Consider the following 17,435-nt stretch of genomic DNA (forward strand, 5'->3'; position numbering starts at 1 on the left):
GCCAGCCTAGTCGGTCGTACCGCTGAGATTACGCGGCGTTCGCATTCCCATACCCTGGATCGGCTCCAGACCGAACCGCCGGTAGTACCGGACCAACGGCGGGTCGCAGAGCAGGTCGACGGAGTACAGGTGGCCCAGCCGGTCGAGCATGCGGCGCATGAGCTTGGCGCCGACACCACGGCCGCGGTACTCGGGTACGACCTCCAGCCACGGGATGAAGGCGGCCGCCACGCCGTCGGAGAGCGCGTTGACGAAGCCGATGACCCTGTCCCCCACGATGGCGAATTCCACGGCGTAGCTGCCGCGCAGCGCATCCTGGAAGGTCGCCTGCGTGGGCGGGGACGGCCAGCCCTCGAAGAAGTCGGCGGCCCGGGGAACCGGTTCGTACCCGTATCCGCTGCGGTAAACGATCTTCTCTTTCACCGTCGTCCGTCGTCGATCTTCTCCGCACCCAGCGCCTCGGCAAGCAGCCGCAGCGCCTGCTCCTCACTCGACTCGCGGACCACCCGCTCGTCGATGACCTCGTCGGTCGGCTCGTCGCCGGGGTCGAAGCCGGGATACTGCGGGTCGTACACCGGCGGGTCGTAGTCCGGGTCGTACGGCGGCTCGTCCGCCGGGGCGGCGTCCCGGAAGCCACCGGCGTTCGGCCCCCGGTTGGCCCCGCGGCCGGCCGGACCGGCGGGCGCCGGGGAGACCGGGGCCTCGGCCGGGACCGGCTGGCGGCTCCCGGCCGGTACGCGACCGGCCGCACCCGCCGCGGCGGCACGCGCGGCGGCGAGCGCCGCGGACCGAGCGCCGGACGCGCCGGTGGCAGGCGGCTGGTCGGCGGCGGACGGGCGGCCGGCGGTGGCCGGCTGAGCGGCGGCGGATGGCTGGTCGGCAGTGAACGGGCGGCCGGCGGCGGCCGGCTGAGCGGTAGCGGGTGGCCCGGCCGGGGCGGTGCGGGCCGCCGTCATGGACTCGGCCACGCCGCTCGTCACCGGCTTGTCGGCCGGGGCAGCGGCCGGCGCCTGGCCGCCCGGGCGGGCCGGCTCGGGCCAGTCGTCCACCACGGCCGTCGGTGCCGGCGCGGCGGCGGTCGCACCGCCGGGTCGGGCCGGCGTCGGCCAGCCGTCGTCACCGGTGGCCGGGGCCTGGCTCGCGCGCGGCCCGGGGGCCGGGTGGCCGGGCGGGGCGGGTGGCGGGGCCGGCTGCGCGGGGCCGGCGGGGCCCCGCGCGGGAGCCGCGCCCCGCGGCGCCCCGCCCTGCGGGCCGCCGACCTCGCAGCGCACCTGCCAGGTGCCCCCGAGGACCTCGGTCATCGCCTGGCTCAATACGTCGGCCGACCTGGAAAGCATCTCGGCGAGGGGGCGGTGCTGGAGCAGCAGAACGACGGTGTTGCCCTCGACCTCGCGCACGGTCGCGTCACGCGCGAGCGCCGCGGTGGCCTTCTTCTTACGCCCGGTGGCGCTGACGATCTCGTCCCAGACCCGCCGGACGGCAGCGGCGTCGAGGATTCCCGGCGCGCGGGCCTCGTCGGACGGCTGACCGACCGGTGTCGCGTGACCGGGAGCGTCGCCGGATGGCGGTTGGTGGGGAGCACCCCGACCGAGCGGCGCGGCGGCGGGCGGCGACACGGCAGCCGGCGGCGCGGCGGCGGGCGGCGACACGGCGGCCGGCGGCGCGGGAGCCGGTGGCGGCGCGGCGGCGGGCGGCGACGCGGCAGCCGGCGGCGCGGGAGCCGGTGGCGGCGCGGCGGCGGGTGACGGCGCGGCGGCGGGTGACGGCGCGGCGGGCGGCGGCGCGGCGGGCGGCGGCGCGGGAGCCGGCGGGGCGGCCACCGGCGCGGCGAGACCGGCCGTGGCTGCCTCCCCCACCGCACCCAACCGGCGCTCCATGCGCTCCAGCCGTTGCAACAGGGCGACGGACGAGTCGTCGGCGCCGGGCAGCAACATGCGCGCGGTGACCAGCTCCAGCAGCAGCCGGGGCGCGGTGGTGCCACGCATCTCCGTAAGGCCGCCATGGACGATGTCGGCGAAGCGCGACAGCGTCGCCGGGCCGATCCGCGCGGCCTGGGCAGCCATCCGATCGAGCTGGTCGTCGGGGGCGTCGAGCAGCCCCTTGGTGACCGCGTCCGGTACCTGCTGCAAGACGATCAGGTCACGCAGCCGTTCCAGCAGGTCGGAGGCGAACCGGCGCGGGTCGTGCCCGGCCTCGGCGACGCGGTCGACGGTGGCGTACGCGGCGGCACCGTCACCGGCGGCGAGCGCGTCGCACATCTCGTCGATCAGGGCGACGTCGGTGACCCCGAGCAGGGCCACGGCACGGGCGTAGCTGACCCCCTCGGGGCCGGCGCCGGCGATGAGCTGGTCGAGCACCGACAGGGTGTCCCGGGCACTGCCGCCACCGGCGCGCACCACCAGCGGGAAGACCGCGGGCTCGACCTGGACCCCCTCGCCCTCGCAGAGCTTCTCCAGGTACGGTCGGAGCACGCCGGGCGGGATGAGCCGGAAGGGGTAGTGGTGGGTACGCGACTTGATCGTGCCGAGCACCTTCTCCGGCTCGGTCGTCGCGAACACGAACTTGACGTACTCCGGCGGCTCCTCGACCAACTTCAGCAGGGCGTTGAAGCCAGCGGACGAGACCATGTGAGCCTCGTCGATCACGTACACCTTGAAGCGGCTGCTGACCGGTGCGAAGAACGCCCGTTCCCGCAGGTCGCGGGCATCGTCCACGCCACCGTGGGAGGCCGCGTCGATCTCGATGACGTCGATCGAACCGGAACCGTCGGGAGCCAGGTCGCGGCAGGACTGGCACTCCCCGCACGGCTCCGGGGTCGGCCCCTTCTCACAGTTGAGCGAGCGGGCCAGGATCCGGGCGCTGCTGGTCTTGCCGCAGCCGCGCGGCCCGGAGAAGAGGTAGGCGTGGTGCAGCCGGCCACTGCGCAGCGCCTGGGCCAGTGGCTCGGTCACGTGCTCCTGGCCGATGACCTCGGCGAAGGTGCGTGGACGGTACTTGCGGTAAAGCGCGAGCGCCATCTGCGACCTCCTCGCCGCCGTCATCGGGGCCGCACGCCACGGTAGCGCCTATGCCCGACAAAAAGGGGCCCCCCGTGCACCCGTCAGAGCCCGCTTACCCTTGCTGCCTTCCGGCCCTGGGGGAGTTCACAGGATGTACGCCGCACGAGGGGCGACACCTACTGTACCCGGTTCCGCGGCGGCGGACGCTATGGGTATCCTTCTCGGCGGAGGATTCGCCTAGAGGCCTAGGGCGCACGCTTGGAAAGCGTGTTGGGTTCACACCCTCACGAGTTCGAATCTCGTATCCTCCGCCAGCCTGAAAAGGCAAAACGCAGGGCCGGTCCGCCACGGACCGGCCCTGCGTGCGACTACGGCACACCAGCCACCCCTCACCTCGTCGCACACCGCCCAGCGGTCGGTAAGGCGCATCCGATGGCGTACCTCACGACGTTCACCTGCGATTTCTCCGGCGCTGCCGGCCGTCGCCGGGCCCCTCCAGCCCGCAAAGAAGAGGGATGGTGGCACAGATCACAGTACGGCTCGACGCTGGAGCGGGAAGGCACCGTCGTCGCCTTCCCGCTCCGCCGTCGCCGTGACCGTCGGGCGATGACCCGGCCGAAGCGCGATGATCCGGCCGAAGTCAGTACTCGAAGACCGTCGAGTAGACGGTCTGTTTCGTTCCCTCCGTCTCCACGGAGACCCGGAAGTCGGCGTCCGGCTTCGGGTGGCCGAGGTAGGTCACGACGGTACGGTCAGGCGTCAGCGGCCAGCCCCACTTCCGGACGTCCGGATCGTGCGCCAGCGGTATCCGGTCGGCCGGCCCGGGTGAACCGCCACGGAGATCGTTGCGCTCCAGGAACGAACGCACACAGGTCTCGTCGGCCGTGAAGGTGAGGAAAGCCGTGCCCCCGATGACGGCGTCGTAGTAGTAGTAGTGCAGGTTCTCGACCGGGCAGTCCGGCAACGTGATGTGGAATTTGTCGGCCGTACCCTCGAGCGACCTGAACAGCGAGCTGCCCGGGTACGCGCGCCCGTCGACGAGCGCGCGCCCCCGCCACACCACGAGGCCACCGAGGACGATCACGAGCGCCACGATCGACACGGTCGACACGATGAGCCACACCCATAGACGTCGCCCGCGCGTGGGCCGCGACTCAGCCACGCTCATCCCCTGATCTCGTACGTGCCGCTGTGGCCACGCAATCCCATGCACCTCTTCAAGTGATTCATTTCGCTCGGACGCGTGATGGAGCCTAGAGGCCAGGGCGTGCGCCCGCCGCCGGCATAGCACGAAGTATGTCAATGCATCACATCGATGACATGCCGAGCGGGCCACGGCCGCCGGCCCGGTTCATCCGCGCGGCGATCCACGCGCCGGTCAGACGCGGTCGACCGAACCGGACGCGCGGGGAGCAGTCGCGGGAGCGGACCTCGCCGTACGTCCCCCGCGTGCCCTGGATCACCTCGGTCCGAGTGTCCTCAATCACTCCATCCGCCGGCCGATCACTCCGGTCGAGATCTCGTCCCTTTTGGCGCGATCATGCACTTTGCGCGAGCAACAACATGGATCGGAGTGGACCGTATGGCCATCGACACCACGGCGGGCAAGGAACGTACCAACTGGTTCGCCGACCGGAGCGTGACCACGAAAATCCTGGCCAGCCTCCTGGTGGCGTGCCTGACGACCGGCCTGGTCCTGGCGGTCGCACTGGCCCGGATGGCCACCCTGCGCGACAGCGCCCAGCAGATCCGCGACGGGGCCATCACCCCGATCGTGAACCTCAGCGAGATCCGCCGGGCCTTCCTCCAGACCCGGGTCGACAGCCTCGCCGACCAGACCATGGCCACGGACGCCAGCAGCCCCGAGCACCAGGCGTACCTCAAGGACGTCACCGCGATGGAGAGCGCCCTCGCCACCTACGGCCGCAACGACCTGTCGGCCGAGGAGCGGGCCACCCTGGACGACCTCAGCAAGTCGTGGACGTCCTACAACGACGTCGTCGCCAACCAGCTCATCCCGCTCGGCTGGGCCGGCAAGATGGTCGAGTTCGGGATCATCCGCACCCAGAAGGTCAAGCCGCTCTCGGCGCAGATCCAGACCGACCTCGACAAGCTGATCGCCAGCTCGAACCAGCGGGTGACCGCCCGAATGAAGGCCAACACCGCCGCGTACGACACCGCGCTCGTCACGGTGCTGACGACCGCGGCGGTCGGCATCGTGCTGTCCGTCCTGCTCGCGCTGATCACCGTACGCTCGATCATCGGCTCCGTCCGCAAGGTCTCCGGGGTGGTGGAGCGGCTCGCCGAGGGCGACCTGACCCGCTCAGCCGACGTACACAGCGGTGACGAGCTGGGCCGGATGGCATGCGGCCTCGACACCGCCACCGCCCGGCTGCGCGAGATGGTCGGCGCGGTGGCCGACAGCGCCCAGGCGCTGGCCGGCTCCGGCGAGGAGCTGGCCGCGGTCAGCAAGCAGATCACCGAGTCCTCGGCGCAGACCTCCAGCCAGGCCGGCATCGTCTCGGAGGCCGCCGATCACATCAGCCGCAACGTACAGACCCTCGCCTCCGGCGCCGAGCAGATGGGCGCCTCGATCGGCGAGATCTCGTCGAACGCCACCGAGGCGGCCCGTGTCGCCCAGGAGGCGGTCCAGGCGGCCGGCTCAGCCAGCACCACGATCAACCAGCTCGGTACGTCCTCGGCGGAGATCGGCAACGTGATCAAGCTCATCACCTCGATCGCCGAGCAGACGAACCTGCTCGCCCTCAACGCCACCATCGAGGCGGCCCGCGCCGGCGAGGCCGGCAAGGGCTTCGCCGTGGTCGCCAGCGAGGTCAAGGACCTCGCCCAGGAGACCGCGCGCGCCACCGAGGACATCGCCCGGCGCATCCACGTCATCCAGGGTGATGCTGGTCATGCCGTCGAGGCGATCGGCCGCATCGGCGACGTCATCGGCCGGATCAACGACTACTCCACGATGATCGCCTCTGCCGTCGAGGAACAGAGCGCCACCACCAGCGAGATGGTCCGGAACGTCGCCGAGGCATCCACCGGCGCCGCCGACATCGCCGGCAACATCACCGGCGTGGCCACCGCCGCCCAGTCGACCAACACGGGCATCGCCGAGACCAACCGCGCCGCCGCCGACCTGGCCCGGATGGGTAGCGAGCTGCAGCAGCTCGTGGGCCGCTTCCGGTACTGACGGCCGACCGGACGACCAGCGCCGACCGGCAAGCAGGAGGCCCGGACCACACCAGGTCCCGGCCTTCGTGCTGTCAGCCGTGCAGTGACGTCAGGGCACGACCGCACCGCCCGTCCGGCATCCGCCCGGGTGGGATCACGGCCGGTATCCGCCCGGCTGGGTTCAAAGATCAACGGCCGGGCCGCCCTCCTGGGGCTGCCCGGCCGTTCGACCTGTTCACAAGCGGTGGCGGCGGGATTTGAACCCGCGGAGGGGTTGCCCCCTCACACGCTTTCGAGGCGTGCTCCTTAGGCCACTCGGACACACCACCGCCGAGAAGGGTACATGACGCGCCAACGGGTTGTCGCGCACCCCACGCCGAAGCCGCCTGGCAGGATCAACGGCATGAGTACGCATATCGGCGCCAAGCCGGGTGAGATCGCGGAGCGGGTCCTCCTACCGGGCGACCCGCTGCGCGCAAAGTGGATCGCCGAGCACTTCCTCGACGACGCGAAGTGCTACTCGACGGTCCGCAACATGTTCGGCTTCACCGGGACGTACCGTGGCGTACCCGTCTCGGTGCAGGGCTCCGGCATGGGCATGCCGTCGGCTTCGATCTACACGCACGAACTGATCAACGAATATGGTGTCAAGACGGTCATCCGGGTCGGCAGCTGCGGCGCGCTCTCCCACGACCTGGGCCTCCGCGACGTGATCGCGGCCAGCGCCTCGAGCACCGACTCGGCGATGAACCGGGTGCGCTTCGACGGCCTGGTCGACTACGCGCCGGTAGCCGACTTCGGGCTGCTGCGCACCGCGGTGGACATGGCCGCGGCCAGGGGCGTCGAGATGACCGTCGGCCCGGTGCTGGCCGCCGACGCGTTCTACACCGACCGGCCCGACCTGTACGACCGGCTCGCCGACTACGGCGTGCTGGCCGTGGAGATGGAGTCCGCGGCGATCTACACGATCGCGGCCCGGTACAAGGCCCGGGCGCTGACCGTCCTGACCGTCAGCGACCACATCCGCACCGGTGAGAAGACCAGCTCCGAGGAGCGCGAGCAGACCTTCAACCAGATGGTGGAGATCGCGCTCGACACGATCATCGCCTGAACGTGATCGTCTCTCCTTGATCGTCACAACTTTCCCGAAGTCGTGGTCTCGGCACCCCCGGAGACCACGACTTCCCGGAAGTTGTGACGATCAAGGGGCCTGATCGGAACTCAGCGCCGCCGGGCGAAGAAGTCCAGCAGCAACGCCGCGCATTCGGCTTCGAGTACCCCGGCGTACACCTCGGGCCGGTGGGTGAGCCGCCGGTCGCGTACCACGTCCCACAGCGACCCGACGGCCCCCGTCTTGGGCTCCCAGGCACCGAAGACGAGCGTCCGCACGCGGGCCAGGACCAGCGCGCCGGCACACATCGTGCACGGTTCGAGGGTGACCACCAGCGTGCATCCGTCGAGGTGCCAGCCGTCACCGTGGACGGCCGCCGCCCGACGCATCGCGACGATCTCGGCGTGGCCGGTCGGGTCGCCGGTCAGCTCCCGCTCGTTGCGACCGGTCGCGAGCTCCCGTCCGTCCGGCCCGTACAGGACCGCACCGACCGGGACGTCGTCGGCGTCGGGCGCCGCACCGCCGATCGGTCGGAGCGGAACGGCGACCTCCAGGGCCCGCCGCATCCATGCCTCGTGCCGGACCCGCCGCCCGGCAACCTCGGGGGACCGGCTCACCCCTCGCGCAACTCCTCCATCTCGTCGCCGCACCCGATGACCTGGCACACCTCGGCGGTCACGTCCGACGGCAGCATGCCCTCCCGCGCGCACAGTTCCAGCAGCCGGCGCGCGGGCATGCCCAGGTCCGACAGCAGATCAGGGTCGCCGATGGGCTCGATGCCGGCCCCGGCCGCGCCCGGCTCCTCCTCATCGGCGCCGTGCCGGACGCTCCGCGCCTCGCCGGTGGCCCGGTCGATGTCGATGGCAGGCTCCTCGACGTCACCGAGCAGCAGCGCACCGAGGCGGGACTCCTCGGCGAACGTCGAGTCGGATCCGAAGACCCTCAGGTCCTCACCCTCGTCGAGGCGCAGGATCGCGAGGTAGGTCTCGTCGGACTCGACGAAGAGCAGCGACACCTCCGCGTCGGGCTCGGCGTCGCGGAGCAGGTCGGCCACCTCGTCGATGTCCGCGGCCCCGGACAGATCCATTTCGGTCGCGATCCAGCCGTCCGGACCGCGGACGGCGGCAGCAGCGAAGTACGACACGGTCCCCCCGGTCGATGTGGTCGGTACTGCGGGAACCCTATGAGATCAGCGTATGTCCCCACGAGTGGACGCTAGCCGAGAATATGCAGCCAGGGTGTCCGCTGCCCGCCGACTGCGCGCTGACACCCCGTCGTGTCGCACGATGGAGTGATGACCATGACGCCACCACCCGCCCCGGTCGCGGCGGTGCCACCGCCGGTCGCGGATCGGTACGCCTAACCGGCGAGGCGACGGCGCCTGGCGATGAGTTCCCGCAGCCGGTCGGTACGCGCCCCGCGGGGCTGCACCCGGTCACGCAGCGCCTTCGCGTCGGCCAGCTCGGCGAGGAGCCGGAGCCGACGGCGGCGCCGGTCCGGGTCGAGCCGCTGCAGCGTCAAAGCCATACGGCCGAGACTGAAGGCCCGCCGCCCGTACGTCAAGGTGGCGTACCTTCAGCAATCATCCAGGCACGAACGGCTACCCGGAGCGGTACCGTGTGCGGCCGGAAGGGCACGGCGGGTACCCGCGCGGCCGCCGATCGGTACGGCCGTCGGATCCGGACCTGTCACCAGAGCACCCAGTCGCCGGCGGCCCACCGTACCGCGACCACGATCATCGCGATGGCCAGACCGACGGCCGTCGACACGGCGAGGCCGACGGCCGCGCCCCGGTCCCCCATGCGGGCGAGCACCGCGGCCACGACCCAGGCGACCAGCCCCGCGGCGATACTGATCCAGGCGTACCCGCCGGCGTCGGACCCGAGCAGTCCGAACAGCATCATCCACAGCCCGCCGGCCACCATGCCCAGGGCGACGGCCCCGCCCCGGATCGGGAACGGTTCCCGGAAGACCGGACGCGGCGGGCCGACCGGGAACAGCCCCGACGGCAGCCGGATCGCCTCGCGCCGGGGCAACCGGTAGGGCGGTCCGTACGGTCCCGGCGGCGGCCAGCCGGCGGCCGGTGGCGCACCGGCCTGCGGCGGCCAGCCGGGCGGCGCGGGTCGCACGGGCGGCGCGGATCGCACGGGCGGCGCGGAGGGCACCGGCGGCGCCGGCGAAGCTACCGGTACTCCCGGGACCACGCCCGGTTCCGGCCCGGACGTCGTCTTCTCCGGCGGACCGGTGGAGGCGCCGCTGCCGGGCGGCGCCCACGGCGACGGCCGGCCCGGGTCCGTGCCGGCCGCGTCGTCGCTCATGTCACTGTCCACCGCATCGCAGCCTAGCGCCGAGTCGGGGTGGATCTCACCGGTGGCGGCACCTCGACCCACGCACAGCGCGTGGCTGGCACCATGATCGGATGCGCCACCACCTCCTGCGTACACCGACGGCCGGCCCGACCGTACGGATCCTGGCCGCCGGCCTGCTCGTGGTCGCCCTGGCCGGCGGCTGCGGCGGTACGTCCACGGAACGCCCGGCCGGCGTTCCCGTCACCGGCACGCCGGTCGCGAGCGGCGGGCCTTCCGCGCGGCAGACGCCTCCGCCGGCCGCCGTACCCGGGTCCTCCGGCACGCCCGCAGCCTCCGTGCCTCCCGGCGCCGACCCGCCGCCGGTGGCCGACGTGCACCACGTGTTCCCGGTGGCCGGCCGGGCCGACTACGGCCGCACCCACCACGACTACCCGGCGACCGACATCTTCGCCGCGTGCGGATCGGCGGTACAGGCGCCGGCGGACGGCGTGGTCCTCGAGGTGAACCGGGTGGACCGGTTCGACCCGGCTCACCCGGACGGCGCGGACAAGGGCGGCCTGTCCGTGTCGATCCGCGGCGACGACGGCGTGCGCTACTACGGCTCACATCTGGCGGCCATCGACCCCGGCGTCGACGCCGGCACCCGGCTCCGCGCCGGTATCCAGATCGGCGTGGTCGGCAAGACGGGGAACTCCAGCCAGGTGTGCCATCTGCACTTCGGCATCTCACCGGTCTGCCAGCGCACCGGTGACTGGTGGGTACGCCGAGGTGTGATCTTCCCGTGGAGGTACCTGGACTCCTGGCGGGCCGGCGGCAACCTCTCCCCCGCCGACGAAGCCGCCGCCTGGCAGCGCGACCACGGCTGCCCCACGGCGCCCACGCCGGGTACCCGCTGAGCCCGGCGCACGTCACCCCCCGGCGGAAGTCACCCCCGGGCAACGACCCGGCGGGGGGGTGTCACCCGGCAGGGGTCACCTGGACAGCATGGGCCGGCGCACCCGCTCGCGGAGCAGGATCCACAGCGCCTCGACGCCGTCCTTCCAGGTGATCTTCTTGCCTTCTTCCCGGCTCCGGGCCCGGTAGCTGATCGGCAGCTCGTACGGGCGGTAGCCGTTGCGCAGCAGCTTGCCGGTGACCTCGGCCTCCATGCCGAAGCCCTTCGACTTGATGTTCAGCGACCGGTACAGGTCGAGGGGCATCACCTTGAAGCAGGTCTCCAGGTCGCCGATGTAGCAGTTGAAGAGGATGTTGGCGGCCGTGGTGACGCCCTTGTTGCCCATCACGTACCAGAACGAGAAGGAGCTGTGCCCGCCGAAGGTCCGATTCCCGTAGACCACGGTGGCCTTGCCCTCGAGGATCGGGGCGAGCAGGCGGGGGATGTCCTGGGGGTCGTACTCGAGGTCGGCGTCGAGGATGACCAGGTAGTCGCCGACGGCCTGGGCGACCGCCGTCCGGATCGCGGCGCCCTTGCCCTGGTTGCGCTCGTGCAGGACCACCCGTAGCCGGGGATCATCGGTGCGGCCGAGGATCTCCCGGGTACCGTCGGAGCTGCCGTCGTCGACGACGACGAGCTCCACGTCACACGGGTAGTTGACGTCGAGAGCCTGCTTGAGCGCCTCGGCGAGCCGAGCTTCCTCGTTGTACACCGGCATGAGGATGGACAGCTTCACTGCGTACTCCGGAAGTTCGACTCGAGGACGGACGGACATAGCCTAAAGTCTCGCGATCGGCGGCGGTCCACACGTTCACAGCCGCCGCCCATGACCTCAGGTGCCGGTCCGATCGCTGGACGTCGGTGCCTGGGCCGCACAGCCGGCAGCCCACGGTGCAGGCGCCCCCGCCGTACCGGCACCTTAGACGAAAATCGCCGGCAGCCTACCCCGGCCGGCCAAGCGATTGTAGGGCAGCCCCTCAGGCGGGGTGGTACGGAGCCAGTTTCTCTCCCCGGTCCAGCCGGACCACCCGCCGGTCGGTGACGATCGCGGTCACCAACGAGTGCGGGGTCACGTCGAACGCGGGGTTGACCGCGTCGGCCCCCGCCGGTCCCGCGGCCACGCCGTGGAACGACATCACCTCGGCCGCGCCCCGGTCCTCGATCTCGACCTCGTCCCCCGACGGCGTGTCGAGATCGACCGTCGACTCGGGCGCCACCACCACGAACGGGATGCCGGCCGCCCGCGCGCCGAGGGCGTGCGCGTAGGTACCGACCTTGTTGACCACGTCACCGTTGGCACAGATCCGGTCGGCACCCAGGATCACGGCATCGACCTCCCCGCGGCTCATGAGGAACGGCCCGGCGCCGTCGACCGCCAGCCGGTACGGGATGCCTGCCTGAGCCAACTCCCAGGCGGTCAGCCGGGCTCCCTGCAACAGCGGGCGGGTCTCACTCGCGACCATGCCGGCCAGCGCGCCCCGCCGGTGCAGTTCGAACGCCACCGCGAGCGCCGTACCGCCGGTCACGGTGGCCAGCGCGCCGGTGTTGCAGTGGGTCAGCAGCCGGGGACGCTCCCCGCACAGCGAGCTGACCAGGTCGGCGCCGAGGCGGGCCATCCGGTCGGCGCTGTCGATCTCCTCGTCGCGGATCCGCAGCGCCTCGTCGAGGACGGCGTCGGGGCCGTCGGGCAGCCGGGTCGCCACCCGCTGGACGCAGCGGGCGAGGTTGACCGCGGTGGGGCGCGCCGTCCCTACCAGGTCCACGGCGGCAGCCAGCCGGTCGGGGTCACCGGCGAACTGGCGCGCGGCCAGCACCACACCGAAGGCGCCGGCCACCCCGATCGCCGGGGCTCCCCGTACCGCGAGCCGGCGGATCGCCGCGACCAGTTCCTCCACGGTGGACAGGCGCAGGATCCGGGTGGCGTCCGGCAGCGCGGTCTGGTCGATGATCTCCACCGCACCGTCAACCCAGTCGATGGTCCGCATCGACTCAGCCTAGTCAGGCCGGCACCGGTCACGAAGCGTCCGGCGCGGCTCCCGCCCGCTCCGCGTCGTCCCGGCCCATCGCGCCCACGACCCCGCCGAGCGCCTTGAAGCCCTCGCCCAGCTCTTCGGAGTGCAGGCTCTGGCGCAGCGTCACGGTACCGCCGTCGCGCATGGTCACCTCGAAGGTCACCGGTACCCGCTTCGCCAGCCGCGCCGTCGCGATGTCCTCGAAGGCGAGGAACCGACCGCCCGCCCGGGCGGCCAGCTCCGCGGGCGCGGTCTCGGCCGCCAGCTTGTACAGCCGCCGCTTGGCCTGCTCGTGGTGCTTCTTGCCGGGGGACGGGACGAGCTGGAGCCCGGTTGAGAACACCAGCACGTCGTAGAGCCCGTCGGCGGACTTCAGATCGCTGACCGCCGCGACGACCTCGGCGCCCACGGCGGTGGCGGCCGTCTGCTCGGCGCGGGCGACCGCGGTGTCCACGCCCCACCCGTGCAGGCGGGCCCGCAGCTCGGCCGCACCCGCCGGTCCGCCGACCGCCGCCGCCACGAGCGGGGTCAGGTCCAGGGCCGACCCGTCGCGCCCGACCAGGGTGGCCGACTGCGACCAGGAGTGCTGCCAGCGCCCGGCACCGGCGCGCTCCACGGCCACGGCGAGCGCGCTCTCCAGCGCCGATCCGAGCGCCGCGGCGTCCGCCCGGGGCTCGGGCCGCGCGCCGGGCCGCAGCGCGGAGCCCAGCTCGCCGCCCCGGCCCGCCTCGATGAGGTCCAGTACCGTGTCGAGGTCGCTGCGCGACACCCCGGCGATCCGGGCGGCCACCCGGTAGAGCGTGTCCGCGTCCCGCTGGTGGACCATCCGCATGGCCCGGGCCGTGTACTCCTCGAACGGCACCCGGACGCGGTCACCGAAGTCGAACGTGCTCCGCTCGATCGCGTCCAGCAGCTCCGGCAGCAGCGGCACGAGTGCCACCGCGGGGCGGCGGTCGCCGCTGTCCGGTACGGCGGGCTCCCGCTCGATCACCGCCACCCGGGCGCCGACCGGCGGGTGTGAGTCCCACCGCGAGCGCTCCTCGTCGGGCGCCTTCTCCCGCAGCTGCGCCAACTCGTCACCGCGCGCGGCGAGCATTCGGCCAAACCCGTCCAGGACACCGGTCGGGGCGTGCCCGGAGTCCAGCCCCCACCCGACGTAGTTGTTGAGGTAGAAGCCCCACGCGGCGCTGATGACCGGCAGTTCGCGCAGCGCGCCGGCGGCCGCGCCGCTGCCGCCCGCGCGGACGGCGGCCCGGTCGGCCTCCAGCTCCATGCGCCGGCTGACCGCCAGCGAGACCAGGAAGTACAGCCGCGCGTACAGGCCGAAGAGCCGACCGGCGAGCGTCTTCGGGCCCACCTGGGCGATGGTGTGCACGATGGCGGCCTTGCCCCGGTAGGTCAGGGCACCCAGCCGGGTGTGGCTGTGCGAGTAGTGGCCGAGTTCATGGGCGAGCACGGCCCGCACCTGGTCGACGGTGAGCGCCTGCAGCAGCGGCACTCCGATGTAGAGGTAGCGCCGGCCGGCCCGCAGGCCGAGCAGCCGGGAGTCCTCGGTGACGGCCGCGTTGACCTCGGCGACCAGCCGGATTTCGTCAGGTACTCGGGTCCGCACGACCGCGGCGAGCTCGCGCACGCCCGCCCACAGCTCCGGCGCCTGCCGCTCGTCGACGACCACGCCGTCCGGCGGCTCCGGCCGGGTGGTGACCACCTTCCACAGCGCCACCACGATGCCCGCCGCGAGCGCGAGTACGAGGAAACTCAGCTTGCCGGCAGCGGCGCCGGGATGCTCGCGCCACAGCCACACGGCGACCCAGCCGAGCCCCGCGACCACGCCGAAGGCGAGCACGTAGAAGCCGGCGAGCAGGGCGGCCGACACCGCCGCGCGCACTGTGGTGACCATCCGTGTTTCCTCCCATGGCATCGTCGAGCGGACCCTAACGGTCGCGATCATCAATGTCTCTCCTCCGGACGTACGACGATCCGGCGGTCGGCGCACTAACGTCGGCGGCATGGCCGACCGTGATCCGATCGAAGACCTGCGGCGCATCGCGTTCCTGTTGGAGCGCGCCCACGAGGCGACCTACCGGGTGAAGGCGTTCCGGACGGCCGCGGCGGTGCTCGCCACGGTGGGCGCGGACGAGGTGGCGGAGCGGTCCCGCGCCGGTACCCTCACCGAGCTGACCGGGGTCGGCGAGGTGACCGCCCGCTGCGTGGCCGAGTCGCTGGCCGGCGAGGAGCCGGTCTACCTGCGCCGCCTGCTCGACACCGAGGGCAGCGATCTCGACGAGGCGACCGCCGCGCTGCGGGCGGCGCTGCGCGGCGACTGCCACAGCCACTCGGACTGGTCCGACGGCGGCTCCCCGATCGAGGAGATGGCGCTGGCCGCGGTCGACCTGGGGCACGAGTACCTGGTACTCACCGACCACTCGCCGCGTCTGACAGTGGCTCGCGGCCTGTCGGCCGACCGGCTACGCGAGCAGTTGGACATCGTCGCCGCGCTGAACGAGAAACTGTCCGACCTCGCCGCCCAGGGTGCGATGAAGCCGTTCCGGTTGCTGACCGGCATCGAGGTGGACATCCTGGCGGACGGGTCGCTGGACCAGACCGACGAGTTGCTGGCCCGCCTCGACGTCGTGGTCGCCTCGGTGCACAGCAGGCTGCGCGACGAGTCCGCGGTGATGACCAGGCGCATGGTGACGGCGCTGGCCAACCCGCACGTGGACATCCTCGGGCACTGCACCGGCCGGCTGGTCACCGGCAGGAAGGCGACCGGGCAGAACAAGCGGCCGGAGAGCACGTTCGACGCCGACGCGGTGTTCGGCACGGCCGCCGAGTACGACAAGGCCATCGAGATCAACAGCCGGCCGGAGCGGCTGGACCCGCCGAAGCGGCTGCTGCGCCGGGCGTACGAGCTGGGCTGCCGGTTCAGCATCGACACCGACGCGCACGCCCCCGGCCAGCTGGACTGGCTGCCGTACGGCTGTGCCCGCGCCGCCGCGTGCGGGGTGGGCCCGGACCGCGTGGTCAACACGATGCCGGCGCACGAGCTGGTCGAGTGGGCCCGGTCGCACGGATGATCTTCCACGGCGGACGCACGGATGATCTCCCCGCCCGGTCGCACGGATGATCTCCCTAACGGCCACCCTCGGCCGGCCGGCGGCCGCCTTCTGCCGATACACGGCGCTGCCAGGGTCAACTAGGGTCGGACACGTGGATCGTGTACATGACATCGCCGACCGGTACGTAGACGAATGGGCGTCACTCGACCCGACCGGGGCGACCCACGCCGGCATCGCCGGCCACGACGACCGGATGACCGACTACTCCCCGGAGGGGTACGCCGCCCTCGCCGACCTCGACCGGCGCACGCTGGCCCGGCTCGACGCGGCGGAGCCGGCGGACGAGCGGGAACGGGTGGCGAAGGAGGCCATGCGGGAGCGGCTGGGCCGGTCCCTGACGCTCTACGACGCCGGTGACGTCACCAGCGCGGTCAACGTCATCGCCAGCGGCCTGCACACGATACGGGCCGCGTTCGACCTGATGCCCACGTCAGGCGAGGAGGCCGCGGCCAACATCGCCACCCGGCTGGCCGCGGTGCCGACGGCGCTGGCCCAGTGGCGGCAGACCCTGCGGCACGCGGCCGACTCCGGTCACGTGTCACCACGGCAACAGATGATCGAGGTCGCCAAGCAGTGCGACATCTGGACCGACCCGGCCGGGGACGACTTCTACCCCGCGCTGGCCGAGCGGGCCGCGGCCGGGGTGAGCGAGGCGCTGCGCGCCGACCTGCGCCGGGCCGCTGCGGCCGCGCGCGCGTCGACCGCCGAGACCGGACGGTTCCTGCGCGAGGAGCTGGCGCCACGGGGCCGGGCGAAGCAGGCCGCCGGACCCGAGCGGTACGCCCGCGCCCTCGGCTACTTCCTCGGCGCCGACGTCGACGCGCACGAGGCGTACGCGTGGGGCTTCACGGAGCTGGCCCGCCTGGAGGCGGAGATGCGCCGGGTGGCCGACAAGATCGTCCCCGGCGGCTCGGTCGACGACGCCGTGGACGCGCTGGACGCCGACCCGACCCGCAACATCACCGGCAAGGATGCCTTCCGCGGCTGGATGCAGGAGCTGGCCGACCGCGCCGTCGACGAGCTGCACGGCGCGCACTTCGACATCCCCGAGTCGGTGCGCCGGATCGAGTGCTGCCTCGCTCCCACCTCCGACGGCGCCATCTACTACACCGGCCCCAGCGAGGACTTCACCCGGCCCGGCCGGATGTGGTGGGCGGTGCCGCTGGGCATCGACACGTTCTCGACCTGGCGCGAGGTGACGACCGTCTACCACGAGGGAGTGCCGGGTCACCACCTCCAGATCGGACAGACGGTGGCCCGCGCCGAGCTGCTCAACCGGTGGCAGCGCCTGCTGTGCTGGTGCTCCGGCCACGGTGAGGGCTGGGCGCTGTACGCCGAGCGCCTGATGGACGAGCTGGGCTACCTGGCCGACCCGGGCGACCGCCTCGGCATGCTCGACGGGCAGGCGTTCCGCGCGGCCCGGGTGATCGTCGACATCGGCATGCACCTCGAACTGGAGATCCCGCGCGACAACCCGTTCGGGTTCCACCCGGGTGAGCGGTGGACGCCGGAGCTGGGCTGGGAGTTCATGCGGGCGCACTGCCGGGTGCCGGACGAGAACCTGCGTTTCGAGGTCAACCGCTACCTCGGCTGGGCCGGCCAGGCCCCCTCGTACAAACTCGGCGAGCGGATCTGGCTGCAGGCGCGCGAGGACGCGCGGGCGCGTAAGGGCGCGGCCTTCGACCTGCGCACGTTCCACCGGGACGCGCTCAATCTCGGGGCACTGGGGCTGGACCCGCTCCGGGCCGCCCTCGCGCGGGTCTGACCC

At 72.5% G+C, this 17,435-nt stretch carries 15 protein-coding genes, 2 tRNA genes and 1 other RNA gene; 6 read left to right on the forward strand and 12 right to left on the reverse strand.

What is annotated here, in order from left to right; all coding sequences use genetic code 11:
- Positions 1–6: 6 nt before the first annotated feature.
- The 3 genes from ACNTMW_RS21370 to ffs form a co-directional block, all read right to left on the reverse strand.
- Positions 7–423, reverse strand: coding sequence for a GNAT family N-acetyltransferase (locus tag ACNTMW_RS21370; protein WP_426635485.1), 417 nt, complete (start codon positions 421–423; stop codon positions 7–9).
- Complete coding sequence (locus ACNTMW_RS21375) at positions 420–3,017, reverse strand: DNA polymerase III subunit gamma and tau (RefSeq protein ID WP_426635486.1); 2,598 nt, start codon at positions 3,015–3,017, stop codon at positions 420–422. Before ACNTMW_RS21375 ends, ACNTMW_RS21370 begins: the two co-directional genes overlap by 4 nt.
- A 60-nt stretch (positions 3,018–3,077) precedes the next feature.
- Positions 3,078–3,174: signal recognition particle sRNA small type (gene ffs, locus ACNTMW_RS21380), an RNA gene on the reverse strand.
- Between the two features lie 51 nt (positions 3,175–3,225).
- Here ffs and ACNTMW_RS21385 point away from each other — a divergent pair.
- A tRNA-Ser gene (locus tag ACNTMW_RS21385) sits at positions 3,226–3,313 on the forward strand.
- Between the two features lie 326 nt (positions 3,314–3,639).
- On the opposite strand, the gene ACNTMW_RS21390 is transcribed toward ACNTMW_RS21385, so the two are convergent.
- Complete coding sequence (locus ACNTMW_RS21390) at positions 3,640–4,101, reverse strand: hypothetical protein (protein WP_426635487.1); 462 nt, start codon at positions 4,099–4,101, stop codon at positions 3,640–3,642.
- 480 nt (positions 4,102–4,581) lie between these two features.
- On the opposite strand from ACNTMW_RS21390, the gene ACNTMW_RS21395 reads away from it, so the two are divergent.
- Positions 4,582–6,201: a methyl-accepting chemotaxis protein gene (locus ACNTMW_RS21395; RefSeq protein ID WP_426635537.1), complete on the forward strand. Its 1,620-nt coding sequence runs from the start codon at positions 4,582–4,584 to the stop codon at positions 6,199–6,201.
- Positions 6,202–6,424: 223 nt separating this feature from the next.
- Here ACNTMW_RS21395 and ACNTMW_RS21400 read toward each other — a convergent pair.
- Positions 6,425–6,511, reverse strand: a tRNA-Ser gene (locus ACNTMW_RS21400).
- A gap of 74 nt (positions 6,512–6,585) precedes the next feature.
- On the opposite strand from ACNTMW_RS21400, the gene deoD reads away from it, so the two are divergent.
- A complete protein-coding gene (gene deoD, locus ACNTMW_RS21405; RefSeq protein ID WP_426635488.1) occupies positions 6,586–7,293 on the forward strand; it encodes a purine-nucleoside phosphorylase in 708 nt (235 codons plus the stop codon).
- 110 nt (positions 7,294–7,403) lie between these two features.
- On the opposite strand, the gene ACNTMW_RS21410 is transcribed toward deoD, so the two are convergent.
- The 4 genes from ACNTMW_RS21410 to ACNTMW_RS21425 all read right to left on the reverse strand — a co-directional run bounded on the left by ACNTMW_RS21410 (position 7,404) and on the right by ACNTMW_RS21425 (position 9,329).
- Complete coding sequence (locus ACNTMW_RS21410) at positions 7,404–7,859, reverse strand: nucleoside deaminase (RefSeq protein ID WP_426635538.1); 456 nt, start codon at positions 7,857–7,859, stop codon at positions 7,404–7,406.
- Positions 7,860–7,906: 47 nt separating this feature from the next.
- Positions 7,907–8,437: a tRNA adenosine deaminase-associated protein gene (locus tag ACNTMW_RS21415; protein WP_426635489.1), complete on the reverse strand. Its 531-nt coding sequence runs from the start codon at positions 8,435–8,437 to the stop codon at positions 7,907–7,909.
- Between the two features lie 215 nt (positions 8,438–8,652).
- A complete protein-coding gene (locus tag ACNTMW_RS21420; protein WP_426635490.1) occupies positions 8,653–8,820 on the reverse strand; it encodes a hypothetical protein in 168 nt (55 codons plus the stop codon).
- Between the two features lie 161 nt (positions 8,821–8,981).
- Positions 8,982–9,329 (reverse strand): hypothetical protein, encoded by a 348-nt coding sequence (locus tag ACNTMW_RS21425; protein ID WP_426635539.1) that lies wholly within the window; start codon positions 9,327–9,329, stop codon positions 8,982–8,984.
- 398 nt (positions 9,330–9,727) lie between these two features.
- On the opposite strand from ACNTMW_RS21425, the gene ACNTMW_RS21430 reads away from it, so the two are divergent.
- Complete coding sequence (locus ACNTMW_RS21430) at positions 9,728–10,498, forward strand: M23 family metallopeptidase (RefSeq protein ID WP_426635540.1); 771 nt, start codon at positions 9,728–9,730, stop codon at positions 10,496–10,498.
- A gap of 75 nt (positions 10,499–10,573) precedes the next feature.
- Here ACNTMW_RS21430 and ACNTMW_RS21435 read toward each other — a convergent pair whose 3' ends face one another.
- The 3 genes from ACNTMW_RS21435 to ACNTMW_RS21445 form a co-directional block, all read right to left on the reverse strand.
- Positions 10,574–11,272, reverse strand: coding sequence for a glycosyltransferase family 2 protein (locus ACNTMW_RS21435; RefSeq protein ID WP_426635491.1), 699 nt, complete (start codon positions 11,270–11,272; stop codon positions 10,574–10,576).
- Between the two features lie 241 nt (positions 11,273–11,513).
- Positions 11,514–12,521 carry an S-methyl-5-thioribose-1-phosphate isomerase gene (gene mtnA, locus ACNTMW_RS21440; protein ID WP_426635492.1) on the reverse strand — a complete coding sequence of 336 codons (1,008 nt, stop codon included), beginning with the start codon at positions 12,519–12,521 and terminating at the stop codon, positions 11,514–11,516.
- A 28-nt stretch (positions 12,522–12,549) separates the two neighbouring features.
- A complete protein-coding gene (locus ACNTMW_RS21445) occupies positions 12,550–14,448 on the reverse strand; it encodes a M48 family metallopeptidase (protein ID WP_426635493.1) in 1,899 nt (632 codons plus the stop codon).
- Positions 14,449–14,557: 109 nt separating this feature from the next.
- On the opposite strand from ACNTMW_RS21445, the gene ACNTMW_RS21450 reads away from it, so the two are divergent.
- Both ACNTMW_RS21450 and ACNTMW_RS21455 read left to right on the forward strand, forming a co-directional pair.
- Complete coding sequence (locus ACNTMW_RS21450) at positions 14,558–15,625, forward strand: PHP domain-containing protein (protein ID WP_426635494.1); 1,068 nt, start codon at positions 14,558–14,560, stop codon at positions 15,623–15,625.
- A gap of 133 nt (positions 15,626–15,758) precedes the next feature.
- Complete coding sequence (locus tag ACNTMW_RS21455) at positions 15,759–17,432, forward strand: DUF885 domain-containing protein (RefSeq protein WP_426635495.1); 1,674 nt, start codon at positions 15,759–15,761, stop codon at positions 17,430–17,432.
- Positions 17,433–17,435 lie beyond the last annotated feature (3 nt).

The organism is Planosporangium spinosum, assembly GCF_049999945.1.
GTDB lineage: Bacteria > Actinomycetota > Actinomycetes > Mycobacteriales > Micromonosporaceae > Planosporangium > Planosporangium spinosum.

Bases quoted from the DNA above. Each gene is read 5' to 3' on its own strand.
- ACNTMW_RS21375 (WP_426635486.1), bottom strand. From the start codon at position 3,017: ATGGCGCTCGCGCTTTACCGCAAGTACCGTCCACGCACCTTCGCCGAG.
- ACNTMW_RS21395 (WP_426635537.1), top strand. From the start codon at position 4,582: ATGGCCATCGACACCACGGCGGGCAAGGAACGTACCAACTGGTTCGCC.
- deoD (WP_426635488.1), top strand. From the start codon at position 6,586: ATGAGTACGCATATCGGCGCCAAGCCGGGTGAGATCGCGGAGCGGGTC.
- ACNTMW_RS21410 (WP_426635538.1), bottom strand. From the start codon at position 7,859: ATGCGGCGGGCCCTGGAGGTCGCCGTTCCGCTCCGACCGATCGGCGGT.
- ACNTMW_RS21420 (WP_426635490.1), bottom strand. From the start codon at position 8,820: ATGGCTTTGACGCTGCAGCGGCTCGACCCGGACCGGCGCCGCCGTCGG.
- mtnA (WP_426635492.1), bottom strand. From the start codon at position 12,521: ATGCGGACCATCGACTGGGTTGACGGTGCGGTGGAGATCATCGACCAG.
- ACNTMW_RS21445 (WP_426635493.1), bottom strand. From the start codon at position 14,448: ATGGTCACCACAGTGCGCGCGGCGGTGTCGGCCGCCCTGCTCGCCGGC.
- ACNTMW_RS21450 (WP_426635494.1), top strand. From the start codon at position 14,558: ATGGCCGACCGTGATCCGATCGAAGACCTGCGGCGCATCGCGTTCCTG.